Source organism: Klebsiella planticola ATCC 33531 (assembly GCF_000735435.1).
Taxonomy (GTDB): domain Bacteria; phylum Pseudomonadota; class Gammaproteobacteria; order Enterobacterales; family Enterobacteriaceae; genus Klebsiella; species Klebsiella planticola.
Genome location: NZ_JMPP01000033.1, coordinates 1 through 20,334 on the forward strand (window position 1 = coordinate 1; position 20,334 = coordinate 20,334).

18 protein-coding genes, 1 tRNA gene and 1 other RNA gene are annotated in these 20,334 nt (G+C 51.8%); 12 read left to right on the top strand and 8 right to left on the bottom strand.

Annotated elements, in window-relative coordinates; translation table 11 throughout:
* Nucleotides 1–25: 25 nt before the first annotated feature.
* From GRPL_RS26280 to GRPL_RS0125745, 4 genes are all read right to left on the bottom strand, one after another.
* Nucleotides 26–157, bottom strand: a non-coding RNA gene (locus GRPL_RS26280) — RtT sRNA.
* 43 nt (nt 158–200) lie between these two features.
* A tRNA-Tyr gene (locus GRPL_RS11090) sits at nt 201–285 on the bottom strand.
* Between the two features lie 159 nt (nt 286–444).
* On the bottom strand, nt 445–1,287 hold the full coding sequence (gene purU, locus GRPL_RS11085) for a formyltetrahydrofolate deformylase (protein WP_004863432.1): 843 nt from the start codon (nt 1,285–1,287) through the stop codon (nt 445–447).
* Between the two features lie 43 nt (nt 1,288–1,330).
* Nucleotides 1,331–1,789, bottom strand: a complete 459-nt coding sequence (locus GRPL_RS0125745) for a YchJ family protein (RefSeq protein WP_032687117.1) — start codon at nt 1,787–1,789, stop codon at nt 1,331–1,333.
* Nucleotides 1,790–1,900: 111 nt separating this feature from the next.
* Between GRPL_RS0125745 and rssA the strand changes: the two genes are divergently transcribed.
* From rssA to galU, 3 genes are all read left to right on the top strand, one after another.
* Nucleotides 1,901–2,797 carry a patatin-like phospholipase RssA gene (gene rssA / locus GRPL_RS11080; protein ID WP_032699501.1) on the top strand — a complete coding sequence of 299 codons (897 nt, stop codon included), beginning with the start codon at nt 1,901–1,903 and terminating at the stop codon, nt 2,795–2,797.
* Nucleotides 2,798–2,887: 90 nt separating this feature from the next.
* A complete protein-coding gene (gene rssB / locus GRPL_RS11075; protein ID WP_032699503.1) occupies nt 2,888–3,901 on the top strand; it encodes a two-component system response regulator RssB in 1,014 nt (337 codons plus the stop codon).
* 196 nt (nt 3,902–4,097) lie between these two features.
* Entirely contained in the window at nt 4,098–5,000 is a 903-nt protein-coding gene (galU, locus tag GRPL_RS11070; protein WP_032687120.1) for a UTP--glucose-1-phosphate uridylyltransferase GalU, read from the top strand.
* Between the two features lie 118 nt (nt 5,001–5,118).
* On the opposite strand, the gene hns is transcribed toward galU, so the two are convergent.
* The gene (gene hns, locus GRPL_RS0125750; RefSeq protein ID WP_004863421.1) at nt 5,119–5,526 is read right to left on the bottom strand and encodes a histone-like nucleoid-structuring protein H-NS; all 408 of its coding nucleotides are present in this window, start codon (nt 5,524–5,526) and stop codon (nt 5,119–5,121) included.
* Nucleotides 5,527–6,085: 559 nt separating this feature from the next.
* On the opposite strand from hns, the gene tdk reads away from it, so the two are divergent.
* Nucleotides 6,086–6,703 carry a thymidine kinase gene (gene tdk / locus GRPL_RS11065; protein ID WP_032699614.1) on the top strand — a complete coding sequence of 206 codons (618 nt, stop codon included), beginning with the start codon at nt 6,086–6,088 and terminating at the stop codon, nt 6,701–6,703.
* Between the two features lie 354 nt (nt 6,704–7,057).
* On the opposite strand, the gene adhE is transcribed toward tdk, so the two are convergent.
* Complete coding sequence (gene adhE / locus GRPL_RS11060) at nt 7,058–9,736, bottom strand: bifunctional acetaldehyde-CoA/alcohol dehydrogenase (RefSeq protein WP_004863415.1); 2,679 nt, start codon at nt 9,734–9,736, stop codon at nt 7,058–7,060.
* Nucleotides 9,737–10,211: 475 nt separating this feature from the next.
* Here adhE and GRPL_RS11055 point away from each other — a divergent pair, with 475 nt between their 5' ends.
* The 7 genes from GRPL_RS11055 to GRPL_RS11025 all read left to right on the top strand — a co-directional run bounded on the left by GRPL_RS11055 (nt 10,212) and on the right by GRPL_RS11025 (nt 18,078).
* Nucleotides 10,212–10,859 carry a YchE family NAAT transporter gene (locus GRPL_RS11055; RefSeq protein WP_004863410.1) on the top strand — a complete coding sequence of 216 codons (648 nt, stop codon included), beginning with the start codon at nt 10,212–10,214 and terminating at the stop codon, nt 10,857–10,859.
* 753 nt (nt 10,860–11,612) lie between these two features.
* Complete coding sequence (oppA, locus tag GRPL_RS11050) at nt 11,613–13,244, top strand: oligopeptide ABC transporter substrate-binding protein OppA (protein ID WP_032697388.1); 1,632 nt, start codon at nt 11,613–11,615, stop codon at nt 13,242–13,244.
* Between the two features lie 84 nt (nt 13,245–13,328).
* A complete protein-coding gene (oppB, locus tag GRPL_RS11045) occupies nt 13,329–14,249 on the top strand; it encodes an oligopeptide ABC transporter permease OppB (RefSeq protein ID WP_004863406.1) in 921 nt (306 codons plus the stop codon).
* Between the two features lie 14 nt (nt 14,250–14,263).
* Nucleotides 14,264–15,172: an oligopeptide ABC transporter permease OppC gene (oppC, locus tag GRPL_RS11040; protein ID WP_032687122.1), complete on the top strand. Its 909-nt coding sequence runs from the start codon at nt 14,264–14,266 to the stop codon at nt 15,170–15,172.
* Between the two features lie 11 nt (nt 15,173–15,183).
* Nucleotides 15,184–16,197, top strand: a complete 1,014-nt coding sequence (locus GRPL_RS11035; RefSeq protein WP_032699505.1) for an ABC transporter ATP-binding protein — start codon at nt 15,184–15,186, stop codon at nt 16,195–16,197.
* Nucleotides 16,194–17,198 carry a murein tripeptide/oligopeptide ABC transporter ATP-binding protein OppF gene (oppF, locus tag GRPL_RS11030; protein WP_032699507.1) on the top strand — a complete coding sequence of 335 codons (1,005 nt, stop codon included), beginning with the start codon at nt 16,194–16,196 and terminating at the stop codon, nt 17,196–17,198. The genes GRPL_RS11035 and oppF overlap by 4 nt, the downstream gene beginning before the upstream one ends.
* Before the next feature lie 46 nt (nt 17,199–17,244).
* The gene (locus GRPL_RS11025) at nt 17,245–18,078 is read left to right on the top strand and encodes an ion transporter (RefSeq protein WP_032699510.1); all 834 of its coding nucleotides are present in this window, start codon (nt 17,245–17,247) and stop codon (nt 18,076–18,078) included.
* A gap of 74 nt (nt 18,079–18,152) precedes the next feature.
* On the opposite strand, the gene GRPL_RS11020 is transcribed toward GRPL_RS11025, so the two are convergent.
* Both GRPL_RS11020 and cls read right to left on the bottom strand, forming a co-directional pair.
* Nucleotides 18,153–18,482, bottom strand: coding sequence for an HI1450 family dsDNA-mimic protein (locus tag GRPL_RS11020; protein ID WP_004863389.1), 330 nt, complete (start codon nt 18,480–18,482; stop codon nt 18,153–18,155).
* A gap of 34 nt (nt 18,483–18,516) precedes the next feature.
* Entirely contained in the window at nt 18,517–19,977 is a 1,461-nt protein-coding gene (gene cls, locus GRPL_RS11015) for a cardiolipin synthase (RefSeq protein WP_004863387.1), read from the bottom strand.
* Between the two features lie 144 nt (nt 19,978–20,121).
* Here cls and GRPL_RS27780 point away from each other — a divergent pair, with 144 nt between their 5' ends.
* Nucleotides 20,122–20,295, top strand: coding sequence for a YciY family protein (locus GRPL_RS27780; protein ID WP_004863385.1), 174 nt, complete (start codon nt 20,122–20,124; stop codon nt 20,293–20,295).
* Nucleotides 20,296–20,334 lie beyond the last annotated feature (39 nt).

Here is a 20,334-nt window from a genome sequence, read left to right on the forward strand (position 1 = left end):
AGATGACAACATTCAGCGGAGTGAATGGTGGTGGGGGAAGGATTATTCGTCGCTTCGCGCCTCACCTTTCGGGCCGTTGCCTGCGGCAACGTTCTCTCGCTTGCGCTCGAGTCGAACCTTAATCGAAGGTTCTTACCCTTCCCGACAAGTGCAAACCTTGCTGAGATTTGCCGGGGTTACCACATTACTGTGGTGAATAATGGTGGTGGGGGAAGGATTCGAACCTTCGAAGTCGATGACGGCAGATTTACAGTCTGCTCCCTTTGGCCGCTCGGGAACCCCACCACGGGGTAATGCATAATACTGGCCTGCTTCCTTCTGGGGAAGCGGGGCGCATCATATCAAATGATGCGCCCCTGTAAAGCTTTCCGTTGATAAAATTAAACTGGTTGCCTGAAATTTACGCGTAAAGGTGTAATGCTAACCAGTTCATTTCATTATCGATTAAAGAATAATCGTTCGGTTGCCGTAAACAAACACGCGCTGGGCCAGAACCTGATACAGCGCGCGGCTCAGCACATTCTTTTCAACATCGCGCCCCGCGCGCATCATATCTTCCGCCGTATAGGTGTGATCGACATGAATTACATCCTGCATAATGATCGGGCCTTCATCCAGGTTGTCGTTAACGTAGTGGGCGGTAGCGCCGATGATCTTCACGCCGCGCTCATAGGCCTGATGATAAGGACGGGCGCCAATAAAGGCTGGCAGGAAGGAGTGATGAATGTTGATAATCTGGTTCGGGAAGCGGGAAACGAATTCCGGCGTCAGAACGCGCATATACTTCGCCAGCACCACATAATCCGGCGCATAGGATTCAATGGCGTCGCCCATCAGCTTGTCGTGTTCTTCGCGCGTCAGCCCTTCGTGGCTGACCAGCTGGAACGGAATATCAAAACGTTCAACCAGCGAGCGCAGGGTTTCATGGTTGCCGATGACCGCCGCAATCTCAACATCCAGGCCGCCATAGTTGGCTTTCATCAGCAGATCGCCCAGACAGTGTGCCTCTTTGGTGACCAGGATCACCACGCGACGGCGGCCAGCGGGGGTTAGTTCGCGTATAGAGCCTTCCGGCAGCGCGCTATCAAGGTCGGCGAGCAGAATGGCGTCATTAAAAATACCTTCCAGTTCGGTACGCATAAAGAAGCGACCGGTACGGTGATCGACAAACTCGTTGTTCTGCACGATATTCAGCTCGTGCTTGTAACAAATATTCGTGATACGCGCGATGAGTCCTTTCTGGTCAGGGCAAATGGTGCGTAGTACTTTACGTTGTAATGAATGCATCGCGAGGAAAATCCTGTAGTGTTTGCTATTGCCGGCGCCAACTTTACTGGCCGCAGCATTTTTTAAATTTTTTACCTGAACCGCAAGGGCAGGGGTCGTTACGACCAATCAGCGGTCGTGTGCCGTCGATATAATACCACCGTCCATTTTCTTTTAAGAATCTGGAACGTTCAATAATCGCGCCGGGGCGGTTATCGTCGTGGTATCGCGCGATGAAACTGACGAATCCCTCGTCGGGGTGACGGCCTTCATCGGTAGCAAATACGGTTAAGCCTTGCCACTGCGTTTTAGCGAACCCCTTTTCCAGATCGTCCCGGAAGTGCTGTGGCTGGCAGGAAGGGTGCCAGGTGGCGATCAGGTAATCGGCATCCTTCATGACAAACGCGCTATAGCGAGATCGCATCAGCTGTGAGGGATCCGGTGCGGGCAACGAGCCGGTCAGATATCGCTGACAACATAAGCTATACTCCAGAGCGCTGCCACAAGGGCATAATGGCGACAAAGCGGCCTCCATGGAAAAAGAATCACGGCGCATCGGCGCCAAAGTGTTTTATGTTAACTGAGCTGTGGCAATGATGCCATGCTCGGAGTGGAAGGAAGTATATCGGTCATAATGAGAAAGCTTAAAATTGGTCTGGCGTTAGGGGCGGGAGCTGCCCGCGGGTGGTCGCATATAGGGACGATTAAAGCGCTACAGCGCGCGGGCATTGAAATTGATATCGTCGCAGGATGTTCAATCGGTGCGCTGGTGGGGGCCGCCTTTGCCTGCAATCGGCTTCCGGTCCTTGAGAAATGGGTCTCCTCTTTTAGTAACTGGGACGTGCTGCGGTTGATGGATCTTTCCTGGCGTCGCGGTGGCCTGCTGCGCGGTGAGCGCGTATTCAATCAGTTCCGACAGGTATTGCCCGTCTCCGATATTGAGCGCTGCGACCGTCGCTTTGCTGCGGTGGCGACCAATTTAAGCACCGGCCGCGAACTGTGGTTTACCGAGGGCGATCTGCACCAGGCCGTGCGCGCCTCCTGCAGCATGCCGGGCCTGATGTCGCCGGTCATGCATAATGGCTACTGGCTGGTCGATGGCGCGGTAGTCAACCCCGTTCCGGTTTCCCTGGCGCGCGCGCTGGGGGCGGATATCGTGATTGCCGTCGACTTACAGCACGATGCGCATCTGATGCAGCAGGATTTGTGGTCCATTGAAAAACCTCAGCCTGAAGAAGACAAAGATTTTTCCTGGCATGCGAGGATTCGCGCGCGTCTGAGCGGAATGACCTCCCGTCGCGCGGCGACGCCAACGGCGATGGAGATTATGTCGACCTCTATTCAGGTGCTGGAAAATCGCCTGAAACGCAATCGGATGGCGGGCGATCCTCCCGATATTCTGCTGCAGCCTTTTTGCCCACAAATATCCACGCTTGATTTTCATCGTGCCGGTGAGGCGATTGCTGCCGGATATCAGGCGGTTGAAAAGAAGATGGATGAGCTACTACCCTTGGTGCGCACTGCGGTGTGACGCCATTTAACCAGGACTTAAGTAAATTCTGACAGGCGATAGTGTGAATTGCATGCCACTATTTAACTATCGTCAGCCAGAGGAGAGATCATGACGCAGCCATTGGCGGGAAAACTGATTCTGATAGTTGAAGACGAAGCCGTTTTCCGCTCACTCTTGCACTCCTGGCTAACCTCACTGGGCGCGACAACGGCACTGGCGGGGGATGGCGTGGAAGCGCTCCAGAAGATGGCCGAGTCCAAACCCGACCTGATGATTTGCGACATCTCTATGCCGCGAATGAATGGTCTTGAGCTGGTGGAGCAGATACGCAACCGGGGCGAAACGCTGCCGATTCTGATGATTTCGGCAACGGAAAATATGGCCGATATTGCCAGGGCGTTGCGCCTTGGCGTCCAGGATGTGTTGCTAAAGCCGGTAAAAGATTTCAACCGCCTGCGGGAAACGGTGTATGCCTGTCTGTATCCCAATATGTTCAACTCGCGGGTTGAGGAAGAAGAACGGTTGTTTGAGGACTGGGACGCGCTGGTTAGCGACCCTACCGCAGCGTCAAGGCTGCTGCAGGAGCTTCAGCCTCCGGTACAGCAAGAAATTTCGAAGTGCCGTATTCATTATCGTCAGCTGGTGTCGGCGGATAAACCCGGTCTGGTGCTCGATATTGCGCCATTATCAGAAAATGATCTGGCCTTCTATTGTCTGGATGTCACACGAGCAGGAGATAATGGGGTGCTGGCGGCGCTGTTGCTGCGGGCTTTGTTTAATGGATTGCTTCAGGAGCAGCTGGCCCATCAGGGGCAGCGCCTGCCGGAAATGGGGAGCCTGTTGAAACAGGTTAACCAATTACTGCGTCAGGCCAATTTACCTGGGCAATTTCCATTGCTGGTGGGTTATTACCATAGCGGTCTGAAAAATTTGATATTGGTATCCGCAGGTCTGAATGGCACACTCAATACCGGAGAACATCAAATTCAGATTAGCAATGGCGTTCCGTTAGGGACATTGGGTAACGCTTATCTCAACCAAATTAGCCAGCGCTGCGCATCATGGCAGTGCCAAATTTGGGGGGCCGGAGGGCGTTTGCGACTGATGTTGTCTGCGGAATGAACAATTACCTGTTTTTTTAAGCTGGTAGGATTACCGGGTAATCTTTTGCGGTGGTACTATCATTGCGTTTTATAAGTAAAGTCCTAATTCGAGGGAACACAAACCTTTTCAGACCAGGTTTGCCTGAGTGGACTGATATACTCGACACGTTATTATTAACGAAAAGTTTAAAAAACGAACAGTCCAGGAGATTTCAATGGCTGCCCTTAATTCTAAAGTAAGAAAAGCTGTTATCCCGGTTGCGGGATTAGGTACCAGGATGCTACCCGCCACCAAGGCTATTCCGAAAGAAATGCTGCCACTGGTAGATAAGCCTTTAATTCAGTACGTTGTTAACGAATGCATCGCAGCCGGAATTACTGAAATTGTTCTGGTGACCCATTCGTCTAAAAACTCTATCGAAAACCATTTCGATACCAGTTTTGAACTGGAAGCGATGCTGGAAAAACGTGTTAAACGTCAGCTGCTGGAAGAAGTTCAGTCTATTTGTCCGCCGCATGTCACCATTATGCAGGTCCGTCAGGGTCTGGCTAAAGGTCTGGGCCACGCGGTACTGTGCGCGCACCCGGTGGTGGGTGACGAGCCGGTCGCGGTTATTCTGCCAGACGTTATTCTGGATGAATTCGAGTCGGATCTTTCCCGTGATAACCTGGCCGAAATGATCTCCCGTTTTGATGAAACAGGATCCAGCCAGATTATGGTTGAGCCTGTCGCTGATGTTACCGCCTACGGCGTTGTCGACTGTAAAGGCGAGTCCCTGCAGCCGGGCGAAAGCGTCCCGATGGTGGGTGTGGTTGAGAAGCCGAAAGCCGATGTGGCGCCGTCTAACCTTGCTGTCGTCGGTCGCTATGTGCTGAGCGCGGACATTTGGCCGCTGCTGGCAAAAACGCCTCCGGGAGCCGGGGATGAAATCCAGCTGACCGATGCGATCGACATGCTGATCGAGAAAGAGACGGTTGAGGCCTATCATATGAAAGGTAAGAGCCACGACTGCGGTAATAAACTGGGCTATATGCAGGCGTTTGTGGAATATGGCGTGCGCCATAAATCCCTCGGCGCAGATTTTAAAGCCTGGCTGGAAAAAGCAGTAGCTAAGTAATCGTTTTCAGCATAATGATAAACCGGGAGCGAATTTCGTTTCCCGGTTTTTTTATATCGCCGGACGGCAGATAAAAAAAATCCCGCCGAAGCGGGATTTTTCAAATACAGCTGATCGATTACAGCAGGAAATCGTCCAGGGTTTTACCCTGCTCGTCCATGGCTTTTTTGATCACTGCCGGGGTGCGGCCTTGACCTGTCCAGGTTTTGGTTTCGCCGTTTTCATCAACGTAGCTGTATTTAGCCGGGCGCGCAGCGCGTTTAGCTTTGGTACCCGCTTTGACTGCCGCCATGGTGCTCAGCAGTTCGTTCGGATCAATACCATCTGCAATCAGCATTTCACGGTATTGTTGCAGTTTACGAGTACGCTCTTCAATTTCTGCAGCTGCAGCGCTTTCTTCTTCGCGACGTTCGTTAACGACAACTTCTAATTTTTCCAGCATTTCTTCTAGCGTTTCAAGGGTGCATTCTCTTGCCTGCGCACGAAGAGTACGGATGTTGTTCAAAATTTTAAGTGCTTCGCTCATTGTAGTAATCTCAAACTTATATTGTGGGGTGGTTTGTTGGAGTAATAATAGAGCGATATAATCAGATGTGCAATAGGGGAGAATGTAAGGAATTCAAAATTACTTGTTATTTGTCGTGGTAATTAATTAATTTAAGTTAAATTCTACGTGCGACTTCACATCTTTTTTGCTTATAGCCTGAGCTGAATCCTGCGCTAAAACCCTGAGATAGTATGCTTTTCTCTGTTGCCCGGGAGTAAAATTATACTTTGCAGGGATAAATATCCCTCTTGAGTATTAGCGTATTAGTAACGGCAATCTTTAATATAATCGGGTGAGCAAAAAACGTTATAGCGGGCTGGCGCCTGCTACGATTCGCACAAAAGGACAATCGTAGGGGGCCAACAAGGAGGGCTGTACAAATTGCCGGCACCCGCATTCAATTAAAAAAGCGTAATCTATCAGCAGGGAGGACGAGCATAGCGTATGCCGCTATACCCATGCTGAAAGGGGGGGTAGCACGGGAAAATATGCTACAATTTTGCCGCGATAAAACACACTGATTGGGGTGATGCAGCCGATGGCTCAACTTTATTTCTACTATTCTGCAATGAATGCAGGTAAGTCGACCGCTTTGTTACAGTCGTCATACAATTATCAAGAGCGAGGCATGCGTGCCCTGGTTTATACCGCCGAGATTGATGACCGCTTTGGTTCAGGTAAGGTCAGTTCAAGAATTGGTCTCTCCTCGCCAGCCCGGCTGTTTAACCCTCAAACCTCGCTCTTTAGCGATATTGCGGCCGAACATGCGCAACAGCCTGTTCATTGTGTCCTGGTGGATGAGAGTCAGTTTCTGACCCGCGAGCAGGTACATGAATTGTCTGAAGTCGTCGATCGCCTGGATATTCCGGTGTTGTGCTACGGCCTGCGTACGGATTTCCGTGGCGAGTTGTTTATTGGTAGTCAGTATTTATTAGCATGGTCCGATAAGCTGGTTGAATTAAAAACGATCTGCTTCTGCGGACGTAAAGCGAGCATGGTGCTGCGTCTCGATCAGGAAGGGCGGCCATATAATGAAGGTGAGCAGGTGGTGATTGGCGGGAATGAACGCTATGTTTCCGTTTGCCGTAAACATTATAAAGAAGCCTTAAGTGAAGGCTCGCTGACCCGGGTGCAGAGTAAACATCGCCACTGCTAATCGTACAGAACATTCCCCTCCCAGGCGCCTGTATGGCGCCTGCTGCGTCTTCCTGCCGTGAACCGATACCCTGACTTTTATCCAGAACTGGTTACGCCTGAAACGCCTGCTGCTGCCGATGTTCCGTGATGGACTTCTCCTGGCCGGTATCAACGGCATGAGGGCGTTGCGACCCTGATTGTGCTCCTGTGCCGCCGAAAACAAAGCTCTACCAGCGGTATCGTGGATACCCAGGTCGCAAATGCGCATCAGGAAAAAGCGTTTGCTATCGCTCATCCCGTCTTCTCTGGCGGAAGGGGATAAAAAAAAGCCCCATCCGGAGATGGGGCTTTTTACCAGCGTTATCAGAGTCGATTAAGCAGATTTCTTCGCTTTTTTATCGGCTTTTGGTGCGGCTGCGGTTTCTTTCTTCGCGGCAGTTTCACCTTCGCTGAACTCGTTACCGTAGAAGGTATCCAGCAGAATCTGTTTCAGCTCGGCGATCAGCGGGTAGCGCGGGTTTGCGCCGGTGCACTGGTCATCGAATGCATCTTCAGACAGCTTGTCAACGTGGGCCAGGAAGTCAGCTTCCTGTACACCAGCTTCACGGATAGACTTAGGAATACCCAGTTCAGCCTTCAGGCTTTCCAGCCATGCCAGCAGTTTTTCAATTTTCGCTGCGGTACGGTCGCCCGGTGCGCTCAGACCCAGGTGGTCAGCGATTTCAGCGTAGCGACGGCGTGCCTGCGGACGGTCGTACTGGCTGAATGCAGTCTGCTTGGTCGGGTTGTCATTCGCGTTGTAACGAATCACGTTACAAATCAGCAGGGCGTTAGCCAGGCCGTGCGGAATATGGAACTGAGAACCCAGTTTGTGCGCCATGGAGTGACATACGCCGAGGAAGGCGTTAGCAAACGCGATACCGGCGATAGTCGCTGCACTGTGCACACGCTCACGTGCTACCGGGTTCTTAGAACCTTCGTGGTAGGACGCTGGCAGGTACTCTTTCAGCAGTTTCAGCGCCTGCAGAGCCTGGCCGTCGGAGAACTCAGATGCCAGTACGGAAACATAGGCTTCCAGGGCGTGAGTCACGGCGTCAAGACCACCGAAAGCACACAGGGACTTCGGCATATCCATCACGAGGTTAGCATCGACAATCGCCACATCCGGAGTCAGCGCGTAGTCAGCCAGCGGATATTTCTGACCGGTTGCATCGTCGGTAACAACTGCGAATGGCGTAACTTCAGAACCGGTACCGGAAGTGGTGGTGACGGCGATCATCTTCGCTTTCACGCCCATTTTCGGGAACTTGTAGATACGTTTACGGATGTCCATAAAGCGCAGCGCCAGGTCTTCGAAGTGGGTTTCCGGATGTTCGTACATGACCCACATGATTTTCGCGGCATCCATCGGGGAACCACCGCCCAGGGCGATGATAACGTCCGGCTTGAAGGAGTTAGCCAGATCCGCACCTTTACGTACTACGCTCAGGGTAGGGTCAGCTTCAACTTCGAAGAAGACTTCAGTCTCAACGCCGGATGCTTTCAGCACGGAGGTGATCTGGTCTGCATAACCGTTGTTGAACAGGAAGCGGTCAGTCACAATCAGCGCGCGTTTGTGACCATCAGTAATCACTTCATCCAGTGCGATTGGCAGTGAGCCACGACGGAAGTAGATAGATTTCGGAAGTTTGTGCCACAACATGTTTTCAGCTCGCTTAGCAACGGTTTTCTTGTTGATCAGGTGTTTCGGACCAACGTTTTCAGAGATGGAGTTACCACCCCAGGAACCACAACCCAGAGTCAGGGAAGGCGCGAGTTTAAAGTTGTACAGGTCACCGATACCACCCTGAGAAGCCGGGGTGTTAATCAGGATACGTGCGGTTTTCATCATCTGGCCGAAGTAGGCAACGCGAGCCGGCTGGTTGTCCTGGTCGGTGTACAGGCAAGAGGTATGACCGATACCGCCCATTGCCACCAGTTTTTCAGCTTTATCAACAGCATCTTCGAAGTTCTTCGCGCGGTACATGGCCAGCGTCGGAGACAGTTTTTCGTGAGCAAACGGCTCGCTCTCATCAACGTCGGTCACTTCACCAATCAGAATCTTGGTGGTAGCCGGAACGGTGAAGCCTGCCAGTTCAGCAATTTTGTATGCCGGCTGACCTACGATTGCCGCGTTCAGCGCGCCATTTTTCAGGATGATGTCCTGAACGGCTTTCAGCTCTTTGCCCTGCAGCAGGTAGCCGCCGTGGCTGGCGAAACGTTCGCGAACGGCGTCATAGACGGAGTCAACAACGACCACTGACTGCTCAGACGCACAGATAACGCCGTTATCAAAGGTTTTAGACATCAGTACGGAAGCGACCGCACGCTTAACGTCTGCAGTTTCATCAATAACGACCGGAGTGTTACCTGCACCTACGCCGATAGCTGGTTTACCGGAGCTATAAGCTGCTTTAACCATGCCTGGACCACCGGTCGCGAGGATCAGGTTAATGTCAGGGTGATGCATCAGCGCGTTAGACAGCTCAACGGAAGGCTGGTCGATCCAACCGATCAGATCTTTCGGTGCGCCTGCCGCGATAGCAGCCTGCAGAACGATATCTGCCGCTTTGTTGGTGGCATCTTTCGCACGCGGATGTGGAGAGAAGATGATCGCGTTACGCGTCTTCAGGCTGATCAGTGATTTGAAGATTGCTGTGGAAGTCGGGTTAGTCGTCGGAACGATACCGCAGATAATGCCGATCGGTTCGGCGATAGTGATAGTCCCGAAAGTGTCGTCTTCAGAGAGAACACCGCAGGTCTTTTCATCTTTATAGGCGTTATAGATATATTCGGAAGCGAAGTGGTTTTTGATAACCTTGTCTTCGACAATGCCCATGCCAGATTCTGCTACGGCCATTTTTGCGAGAGGGATTCGAGCATCTGCGGCGGCCAAAGCGGCGGCACGGAAGATCTTATCAACTTGTTCTTGAGTGAAACTGGCATATTCACGCTGGGCTTTTTTTACGCGCTCTACGAGTGCGTTAAGTTCAGCGACATTAGTAACAGCCATAATGCTCTCCTGATAATGTTAAACTTTTTTAGTAAATCAGTAGCTCGATTCGACAGTATAGACAGGCTGTTAACAGCTTGCATCTAAATGTTAAGGTGCCGTTTCTGGCGCCGCTGGCTTCATTGATTTACTAAAGAAGCTTGATCTTTTTAATTCTCAGGTACCGCTATGCTGCACTCTTTTGGTGTGAACAAGGTTACTCACTTCTGAGTACAATTTACGTGATTTAGATCAAGTTTACGTGAAGCTGACACCTTTCAGCAGTCTGTTTTTTGACCAGTCAAATCAAGTGTAATAATTGGTATGCAAACTAAGTGAATAAGTAACCGAGGGAAACAAATAGATAACATGCCATTTTGTCGCCGCTGTACGTATATTTGAGATGAATTATGCTGCTAAAAAGCGTATCTTCTGCGCGAATATTTTATGTGGCTAACTGTCAACAGCCATTTTTAATGATGCTGCGGAGCGCACTGTGACTCTACCGTTGTTTGATTTTTCAACTTACTTCAAGTTTTTCATCGGGTTATTTGCGCTGGTTAACCCGGTAGGCATCATCCCGGTTTTCATTAGTATGACCAGTTATCAGACGGCCGTGATCCGCAATAAGACCAACCTGACGGCGAATCTTTCGGTTGCCATTATTCTGCTGACGTCGCTTTTTCTCGGTGACTCGATTTTGCAAATTTTCGGCATCTCTATTGACTCATTCCGTATTGCCGGCGGGATCCTGGTCGTGACGATTGCGATGTCGATGATCAGCGGCAAACTCGGCGAGGATAAGCAAAACAAGCAGGAAAAATCAGAAACCGCAATTCGTGAAAGTATTGGCGTCGTGCCGTTGGCGCTGCCGTTGATGGCAGGGCCGGGCGCAATCAGCTCGACTATCGTCTGGGGAACGCGCTACCACACGGTAACCTACCTGTTAGGGTTTTCCCTTGCCATTGCCCTGTTTGCCTTATGCTGCTGGGGGATTTTCCGCATGGCGCCGTGGCTGGTGCGCCTGTTAGGGCAGACGGGTATCAACGTCATCACGCGTATTATGGGGCTATTGCTGATGGCGCTGGGGATTGAGTTTATCGTCACCGGAATAAAAGCGCTGTTTCCTGGCCTGGTCAGTTAAACGAGCCCGCGCGAGGCGGAGCCCGGTGCTCCGCGTTTGCTTCATTATTAGCAAAACATATCAATTAAGCGGATAACACGCGATAAGATAGCTTTCCGTAATGTCTTTAAATATTGTTATTTATCAGCTGATTATGTAACTTTCCGAACGTTTCCTCTCTTTTTATCACCCCCTTGCCACTGTTATTTTCTTCACATCATTCTCTGGTGCTTGCCGTCGCATAATTGAAATGATATTAGTAATTTCATAACCGGGGCAGATGAATGTGCTAAATAATAACCGATTGTTAAATTTTCGTACAAAAATGCATCTCAGCGTGGTGCCGCGGCATCCATAACGGGCTGTTGACAGTATCTGTATGAAAACTAAATTCTTTAATGATTTTCTCGCCGCAAGACAGGGCAAGATAGCGGCGTAGAGAAAACCATAAAAGAGAATCCGGTAACATATTTGCAAATTGCATTGGCGGATGAGATGGCCTTTTGGTACTTTCCGCCGTGATCGCTCACTGAACAATACACGTAAATGAGAATTATTATTAAATAACTCGTTGCGGCTGAAACCGCCCCGCCACAGGGGATAAAAGAATCGACGCCAAGGTCGCCGTTTGAGCGGCCGTAATAAATAAGTCGGTGATAGCAAGTAGTAAAGTCTGACAGCAGCATAAACTCCTGCACTGTACAGAATCCCGTTAGGGGAAAAAAACAGGCTGGTTAAATAGCCAGTAATTATAATGAATGGAGTAACAACACAATGACCATCATCACCAAAAAAAGTCTGGTAGCCGCGGGGATTTTGTCTGCGCTAATTACCGCGAATGTTGCTATGGCAGCGGATGTACCTGCAGGGGTGCAGCTGGCGGATAAACAATCGCTGGTACGTAATAACGGCGCGGAAGTGCAATCCCTGGACCCGCATAAAATTGAAGGCGTTCCGGAATCCAACATTAACCGCGATTTGTTTGAAGGGTTAGTGATTGGCGATATTCAAGGCCATCCGATTCCTGGGGCCGCAGAATCCTGGGATAATAAAGATTTTAAAGTCTGGACCTTCCATCTGCGCAAAGATGCGAAATGGTCGGACGGCACGCCGGTTACCGCGCAAGATTTCGTCTATAGCTGGCAGCGTCTGGCGGATCCGAAAACCGCTTCACCTTACGCAAGCTATCTGCAATATGGCCACCTGCTGAATGTTGATGACATTATCGCGGGCAAAAAGCCGATCACCGATCTGGGCGTAAAAGCGATTGATGATAAAACCTTCGAAGTCACGCTGAGCGAACCGGTTCCTTATTTTTATAAACTCCTCGTTCACCCATCCGTTTCTCCGGTGCCGAAAGCCGCCATCGAAAAATACGGCGAGAAATGGACCCAGCCTGCCAATATCGTGACCAACGGCGCTTATAAGCTGAAAGACTGGGTCGTTAACGAACGTATTGTGCTTGAGCGCAATCCGCAATACTGGGATAACGCGAAAACCGTCATTAATCAGGTTACCTACCTGCCGATCTCTTCCGAAGTTACCGACGTTAACCGCTACCGCAGCGGCGAAATCGACATGACCTATAACAACATGCCGATTGAACTGTTCCAGAAACTGAAAAAAGAGATCCCGCAAGAAGTGCATGTCGATCCGTATCTCTGCACCTATTACTACGAAATTAATAACCAGAAAGCACCGTTTACCGATGTCCGCGTCCGTACCGCGCTGAAAATGGCGCTGGATCGCGATATTATCGTTAATAAAGTGAAGAATCAGGGCGACCTGCCGGCCTATAGCTATACCCCGCCGTATACCGATGGCATGAAAGTTGTCAAACCAGAATGGTTTACCTGGTCTCAGGACAAGCGTAACGAAGAAGCGAAAAAACTGCTGGCGGAAGCCGGATATACCGCTGATAAACCGCTGACCTTTAATTTACTGTATAACACTTCCGATCTGCATAAAAAACTGGCTATTGCCGTGGCGTCCATCTGGAAGAAAAACCTGGGGGCTAACGTCAAGCTGGAAAATCAGGAATGGAAAACCTTCCTCGATAACCGTCATCAGGGGACCTTCGACGTGGCGCGTGCCGGCTGGTGTGCGGATTACAACGAACCAACCTCATTCCTGAATACGATGCTGAGCGACAGCTCAAATAACACCTCTCATTATAAGAGCCCGGCTTTCGATAAAATCATCGCCGAAACATTACAAACTAATGATGACGCGAAGCGTGCCGACCTGTATGCGCAAGCAGAACAGCAGCTCGATAAAGATTCTGTGATCGTGCCGGTCTTCTATTACGTCAACGCCCGTCTGGTTAAACCGTGGGTGGGCGGCTATACCGGTAAAGACCCGTTAGATAATATCTACGTTAAAAACCTTTATATTATCAAACATTAATGGCAATACGTGGGGCAGGCGACGCTTGCCCCACCGTGTCTGAATTCATCGCACTCGATAGGCACAGGCCAGAAGGTACGGGCAATGTTAAAATTTATTTTTCGTCGCTGTCTGGAAGCGATTCCGACGCTATTTATTCTTATTACGATCTCTTTCTTCATGATGCGTCTGGCGCCGGGAAGTCCATTTACCGGTGAACGCACGCTGCCGCCGGAAGTGATGGCGAATATTGAAGCTAAATACCATTTAAACGACCCCATCATGACCCAGTACTTCAATTATCTGAAGCAGCTGGCGCACGGTGATTTCGGTCCCTCTTTTAAATATAAAGACTATTCGGTAAACGATCTGGTGGCGTCGAGCTTCCCGGTTTCCGCTAAATTAGGGCTTGCCGCCTTCCTGTTGGCGGTCGTTCTCGGCGTGACGGCAGGGGTTATTGCGGCCCTGAAGCAGAATACAAAATGGGATTATGCGGTCATGGGGGTGGCAATGACCGGCGTGGTGATACCCAGTTTCGTGGTTGCGCCGCTGCTGGTGATGATATTCGCCATCACGCTGCACTGGTTGCCCGGCGGCGGCTGGAACGGCGGGGCGCTGAAATTTATGATTCTGCCGATGGTGGCCTTATCGTTAGCCTATATCGCCAGTATCGCGCGTATTACCCGCGGTTCAATGATTGAGGTCCTGCATTCCAACTTTATCCGCACCGCGCGCGCGAAAGGGCTGCCGATGCGGCGCATTATTTTGCGTCATGCGCTGAAACCCGCTCTGCTGCCGGTTCTTTCTTATATGGGGCCAGCATTTGTGGGGATCATCACCGGCTCAATGGTCATCGAAACGATCTACGGTCTTCCGGGTATTGGTCAGCTTTTTGTGAATGGCGCGCTTAACCGCGACTATTCGCTGGTGCTGAGCCTGACCATTCTGGTCGGCGCGCTGACTATTCTGTTTAACGCGATTGTTGACGTGCTGTATGCCGTTATCGATCCGAAGATTCGCTATTGAGGCTGGAGTTCGCCATGATGTTAAGTAAGAAAAGCAACGAGGCGTTGGAAAACTTCAGTGAAAAGCTGGAAGTCGAAGGACGTAGTTTATGGCAGGACGCCCGCCGTCGTTTTATGCATAACCGTGCCGCCGTTGCCAGCCTGATTGTGCTGGTGATTATCGCACTGTTCGTGACTATTGCACCGATGGTATCGCAGTTCTCCTACTTCGATACCGACTGGGGCATGATGTCCAGTGCGCCGGATACGACATCCGGCCACTACTTTGGTACCGACTCTTCCGGCCGCGACCTGCTGGTTCGCGTCGCTATCGGCGGGCGTATCTCGCTGATGGTCGGGGTGGCTGCGGCGCTGGTGGCGGTGGTTCTTGGTACGCTCTACGGTTCACTTTCCGGCTACCTGGGCGGCAAAGTCGATTCCGTGATGATGCGTCTGCTGGAGATCCTCAACTCCTTTCCGTTCATGTTCTTCGTTATCCTGCTCGTCACCTTCTTTGGCCAGAACATCCTGCTGATTTTCGTTGCCATCGGCATGGTCTCCTGGCTGGATATGGCGCGTATTGTTCGCGGCCAGACGCTGAGCCTGAAGCGCAAAGAGTTTATCGAAGCGGCGCAGGTCGGCGGTGTTTCAACATTCAGTATTGTGGTTCGGCATATCGTGCCTAACGTACTGGGTGTGGTGGTGGTGTACGCCTCTCTGCTGGTTCCGAGCATGATCCTGTTTGAATCCTTCTTAAGCTTCCTTGGTCTGGGTACTCAGGAACCGCTGAGCAGCTGGGGTGCGCTGCTCAGCGATGGCGCGAACTCTATGGAAGTGTCGCCGTGGTTGCTGCTGTTTCCAGCGGGGTTCCTGGTGGTTACGCTGTTCTGTTTTAACTTTATCGGCGATGGCCTGCGTGATGCCCTCGACCCGAAAGATCGCTAAGGAGCGCCGTCATGAGCACAATTGAAACGGCAAAAGCGCCGCAGGCACAGCAACAATCCGGCCTGCTGCTGGATGTCAAAGATCTCCGCGTCACGTTCAAAACGCCTGATGGCGATGTCACGGCGGTGAATGACCTCAATTTTAACCTGCGAGCCGGGGAAACGCTGGGCATCGTCGGCGAATCGGGTTCCGGTAAGTCGCAGACCGCGTTTGCTTTAATGGGCCTGTTGGCTTCCAACGGTCAGATTGGCGGGTCGGCTCTGTTTAACGGCCGTCAGATTCTCAATCTGCCGGAGCGCGATCTGAATAAGCTTCGCGCCGAACAAATTTCCATGATATTCCAGGACCCGATGACCTCCCTGAACCCGTATATGCGGGTGGGTGAGCAGCTGATGGAAGTTCTGATGTTGCATAAAGGTCTGGGAAAAGCCGAAGCCTTTGAAGAGTCGGTGAAGATGCTGGATGCGGTTAAGATGCCGGAAGCGCGTAAGCGCATGAAAATGTATCCGCACGAATTCTCCGGCGGGATGCGTCAGCGCGTGATGATTGCGATGGCGCTGCTGTGCCGGCCTAAACTGCTGATTGCCGATGAGCCGACAACTGCTCTGGATGTTACGGTTCAGGCGCAAATCATGACCCTGTTGAATGAGCTTAAGCGCGAGTTCAATACGGCGATCATTATGATTACTCACGATCTTGGGGTCGTCGCCGGGATCTGCGATAAAGTGCTGGTGATGTATGCCGGGCGGACCATGGAATACGGCATGGCGCGGGATGTCTTTTATCATCCTTCCCATCCGTACTCTATCGGCTTGCTGAACGCGGTTCCGCGTCTGGACGCCGAGGGCGAGTCGCTGTTGACCATCCCGGGCAACCCGCCAAACCTGCTGCGTCTGCCGAAAGGCTGCCCGTTCCAGCCGCGTTGTCCGCATGCGATGGAGATTTGTCATAGTGCTCCACCTCTGGAGGAGTTTGCACCGGGCCGCCTGCGCGCCTGCTTTCAACTGGTAGGGGATCTGCTATGACCGCCGTTACGGAACAAAGAAAAGTCCTGCTCGAAATTGCCGATCTGAAAGTCCACTTTGATATTAAGGATGGCAAACAGTGGTTCTGGCAGCCGTCCAAAACGCTGAAAGCGGTGGATGGCGTCACGCTGCGTCTCTACGAGGGCGAAACGCTGGGCGTGGTCGGGGAATCCGGCTGCGGCAAGTCGACCTTTGCCCGGGCAATTATTGGTCTGGTGAAGGCGACCGACGGCAAAGTCGCCTGGCTTGGCAAAGATCTGTTAGGCATGAAGCAGGAACAGTGGCGCGATGTTCGCAGCGATATCCAGATGATCTTCCAGGATCCGCTGGCTTCGCTCAACCCGCGTATGACTATCGGCGAAATTATTGCCGAGCCGCTGCGCACCTATCATCCCAAAATGTCGCGTCAGGAAGTCCGTGACCGGGTGAAAGCGATGATGATGAAAGTGGGTCTGTTGCCGAACCTGATTAACCGCTATCCGCACGAGTTTTCCGGCGGCCAGTGCCAGCGTATCGGTATCGCCCGTGCGCTGATTCTCGAGCCGAAGCTGATTATCTGCGATGAGCCGGTTTCGGCGCTGGACGTTTCGATTCAGGCGCAGGTCGTTAACCTGCTGCAGCAGCTGCAGCGCGAAATGGGGCTGTCGCTGATCTTTATCGCTCACGATCTGGCGGTGGTGAAGCATATTTCCGATCGCGTTCTGGTGATGTATCTGGGCCATGCGGTGGAGCTGGGGACTTATGATGAGGTGTACCACAATCCGCTGCACCCCTATACCAAAGCGCTGATGTCCGCGGTGCCGATTCCGGACCCGGATCTGGAAAAGAACAAAACCATCCAGCTGCTGGAGGGGGAGCTGCCGTCGCCGATTAACCCGCCGTCGGGGTGTGTTTTCCGTACACGTTGTCCCATCGCCGGGCCAGAATGTGCGAAAACGCGGCCGGTGCTGGAGGGGAGTTTCCGACATGCGGTTTCCTGCCTGAAGGTAGACCCGTTATAATCTCTGGGGCTGACGTAGGTCAGCCCTTTTTTTTGCGAGGTTAAACGTGGCTGTTCATTTTCACGCCGCTCGCCAGCGGTTGTATCATTTACTCTTCGATCAAACCCGTCGTTCCGGACGACGATTTGAAGGCCTGTGCGGTATTTTTGCGCTTTTGAGCGTGCTGGTGATTTTTATTGAGTCCGGTCTGGGTACGCAATATCACCTGACGTTTGATGAATGGCACATTTTTGTCTGGCTGGAGCTGTTTGTCACCGCTGTTTTTACCCTCGAATATTTCCTGCGTATTATCAGCTGGCCGAAACCCTTCAGCTATATTTTCAGCTTTTGGGGGGTGATAGATTTAGCCACCATCCTGCCGCTCTATGTGATGTGGATGTGGCCGGAAATGAGCCTCAATTATGTCTTTGCGTGGCGTGCGATGCGGGCGATTCGCTGCTTGCGTATTCTTAAACTGCTGCGCTTTATGCCGTCATTGAATATTTTCTGGGCGGCAATCGTTAGCGCCCGCCATCAGCTGATCCTCTTTTATTCCTTTATTGCCATCGTGATGGTTATCTTTGGTTCGCTGATGTATCTGATTGAAGGGCCGCAGTATGGGTTTACCACCTTAAATGCATCGGTCTACTGGGCGATTGTGACCATTACGACGGTAGGGTATGGCGATATTACGCCGCATACGCCGATCGGTAGAATTCTGGCCTCGGTTCTGATCTTAATCGGCTATTCCATTATCGCCATCCCGACCGGGCTTATCACCACGCATATGACCAGCGCATTACAACATCGCCGCGCGCGCGCGTGTCCAAACTGTCAGCACGCCGCGCATGATAAAAATGCGCGTTTTTGCAACGCCTGCGGGAGTGAACTGCCGGAATAGTCGGGGAAGAAAAATAAAACGGCAGGCGGTGTGGTGACCGTCTGCCGTTTTTTGTGCTTTAGTATGGGAGAGGCTTATTCACGCCACAGAATATGGCACAGCTTATGGTCTTTTTCACGGCACAGCAGAATACGCGCAAAGATATCGTTAATTTCGCCGCCATCGGTATCGGCAAGACCAATCACGACTTCGGCGAAAAAGTCCGGGTTGAGGTCATAATCGACATGCTCTTCCCAGTCCGGCGCGGGGTCAAACAGCTCGGCGCCGCCGCGTTCTTCAAACTGCAGGTTAAACAGAATGACATCCGCCGGATCGAGGTTATCGACAGCCAGCTCCAGGAAGATGTCATAAGCTTGTTCAAGCGTTTCGTCTTCGGTCAGGCGATTGTTTAAATCCATATCCATGATTGCTACCCGTTAAACATCTGATTGGCACGTTTTACAGCAACGGACTGAAGAAGTAAAACAGTCGCTCGGTGATCCGCTGCCAGAGCGGTCGTTTTAACCACAGCCGCGCGTCCAGCAGGCGCGAACGGGAAATATAATCGTCCTGAACGGCCGCCAGATCGCCGCCGAATCCGACGTCGTCAATGACCAGCGTGATTTCGAAATTAAGCCACAGGCTGCGCATATCGAGATTCACGGTACCGACCAGGCTGAGCTCGCCGTCGACCAGTACGCTTTTGGTATGCAGCAGGCCGCCTTCAAACTGATAAATTTTAACCCCGGCCGCCAACAGCTCGGTAAAGAAGGCCCGACTGGCCCAGCCAACCAGCAGCGAATCATTCTTACGCGGCAGGATAATGCTGACGTCGACCCCGCGTTGCGCCGCGGTGCAGATAGCATGCAGCAGATCGTCGCTGGGCACGAAGTAAGGGGTGGTCATGATCAGATGTTCTTTGGCGGAATAGGCGGCGGTGAGGAGCGCCTGATGAATCAGGTCTTCCGGGAAACCGGGGCCAGAAGCAATGGTATGAATCGTGTGTCCGCTGGCTTCTTCAAAGGGCATAATATTGAGATCCGGCGGCGGCGGTAAAATACGTTTGCCGGTTTCAATTTCCCAGTCGCAGGAGTAGACGATGCCCATCGCCGTGGCGACCGGGCCTTCCATCCGCGCCATCAGATCAATCCACTGCCCGACGCCGGAATCCTGTTTAAAGAAGCGCGGGTCGACCATGTTCATACTGCCGGTATAGGCAATATAGTTATCAATCATCACCATTTTGCGGTGCTGGCGCAGATCCATGCGGCGCAGAAAAACACGCATCAGGTTGACCTTCAGCGCTTCGACCACCTCGATACCGGCGTTACGCATCATGGCTGCCCACGGGCTGCGGAAAAAGGCGACGCTGCCGGCGGAATCAAGCATCAGGCGGCAGTGAACGCCGCGCCGCGCCGCCGCCATCAACGATTCCGCGACCTTATCGGCCATGCCGCCAGGTTGCCAGATGTAAAACACCATCTCAATATTGTGCCGCGCCAGCTGGATATCGCGCATCAGCGCCTGCATCACGTCATCAGATTCGGTCAACAGCTGTAGCTGATTGCCCTTAACGCCGGCGATCCCCTGACGGCGTTCGCAGAGCTTAAACAGCGACTCGGCGACCGGGCTGTTATCCTCGGCAAAAATATGTTTGCAGGCTTTGAGATCGTTTAGCCATTTGGCGGTGGAGGGCCACATCGCCCGGGCTCGTTCCGCACGACGTTTACCCAGGTGCAGCTCGCCAAATGAGAGATAGGCAATAATACCAACCAGCGGAAGAATATAGATAATCAGCAACCACGCCATTGCTGAAGGTACGGCGCGCCGTTTCATCAGAATGCGTAATGTTACACCGGCGATGAGTAACCAGTAACCGAGGATGACCAGCCAGTTCACCACCGTGTAAAAGGTTGTCATAGATGAAAAATCCTTTTGAATAACTCTATGTCATGAGTTTACGCATCAACATCCATCTGGCAAATAAAAACGCAGCGAAAGCGTTGGTCAGCCAGATTCATGGGTTTATAATGTGGTCTGTTTTTCACTTGTAGAGTAGTAGCAATGAAGCGTAGTAGAACGGAAGTAGGGCGCTGGCGCATGCTAAGACAGGTGAGTCGCCGCAAGTCCCGCTGGCTGGAAGCCCAATCGCGCCGCAACATGCGCATCCTCTCCATCAGGAAGGAACTGGTGAAACGACAACGTGGTTCCCTGCTGTTTGTCTTCACTGAGTACTGATATAAAAGGCACCGTTTACGGTGCCTCTGTTTTGCTGTC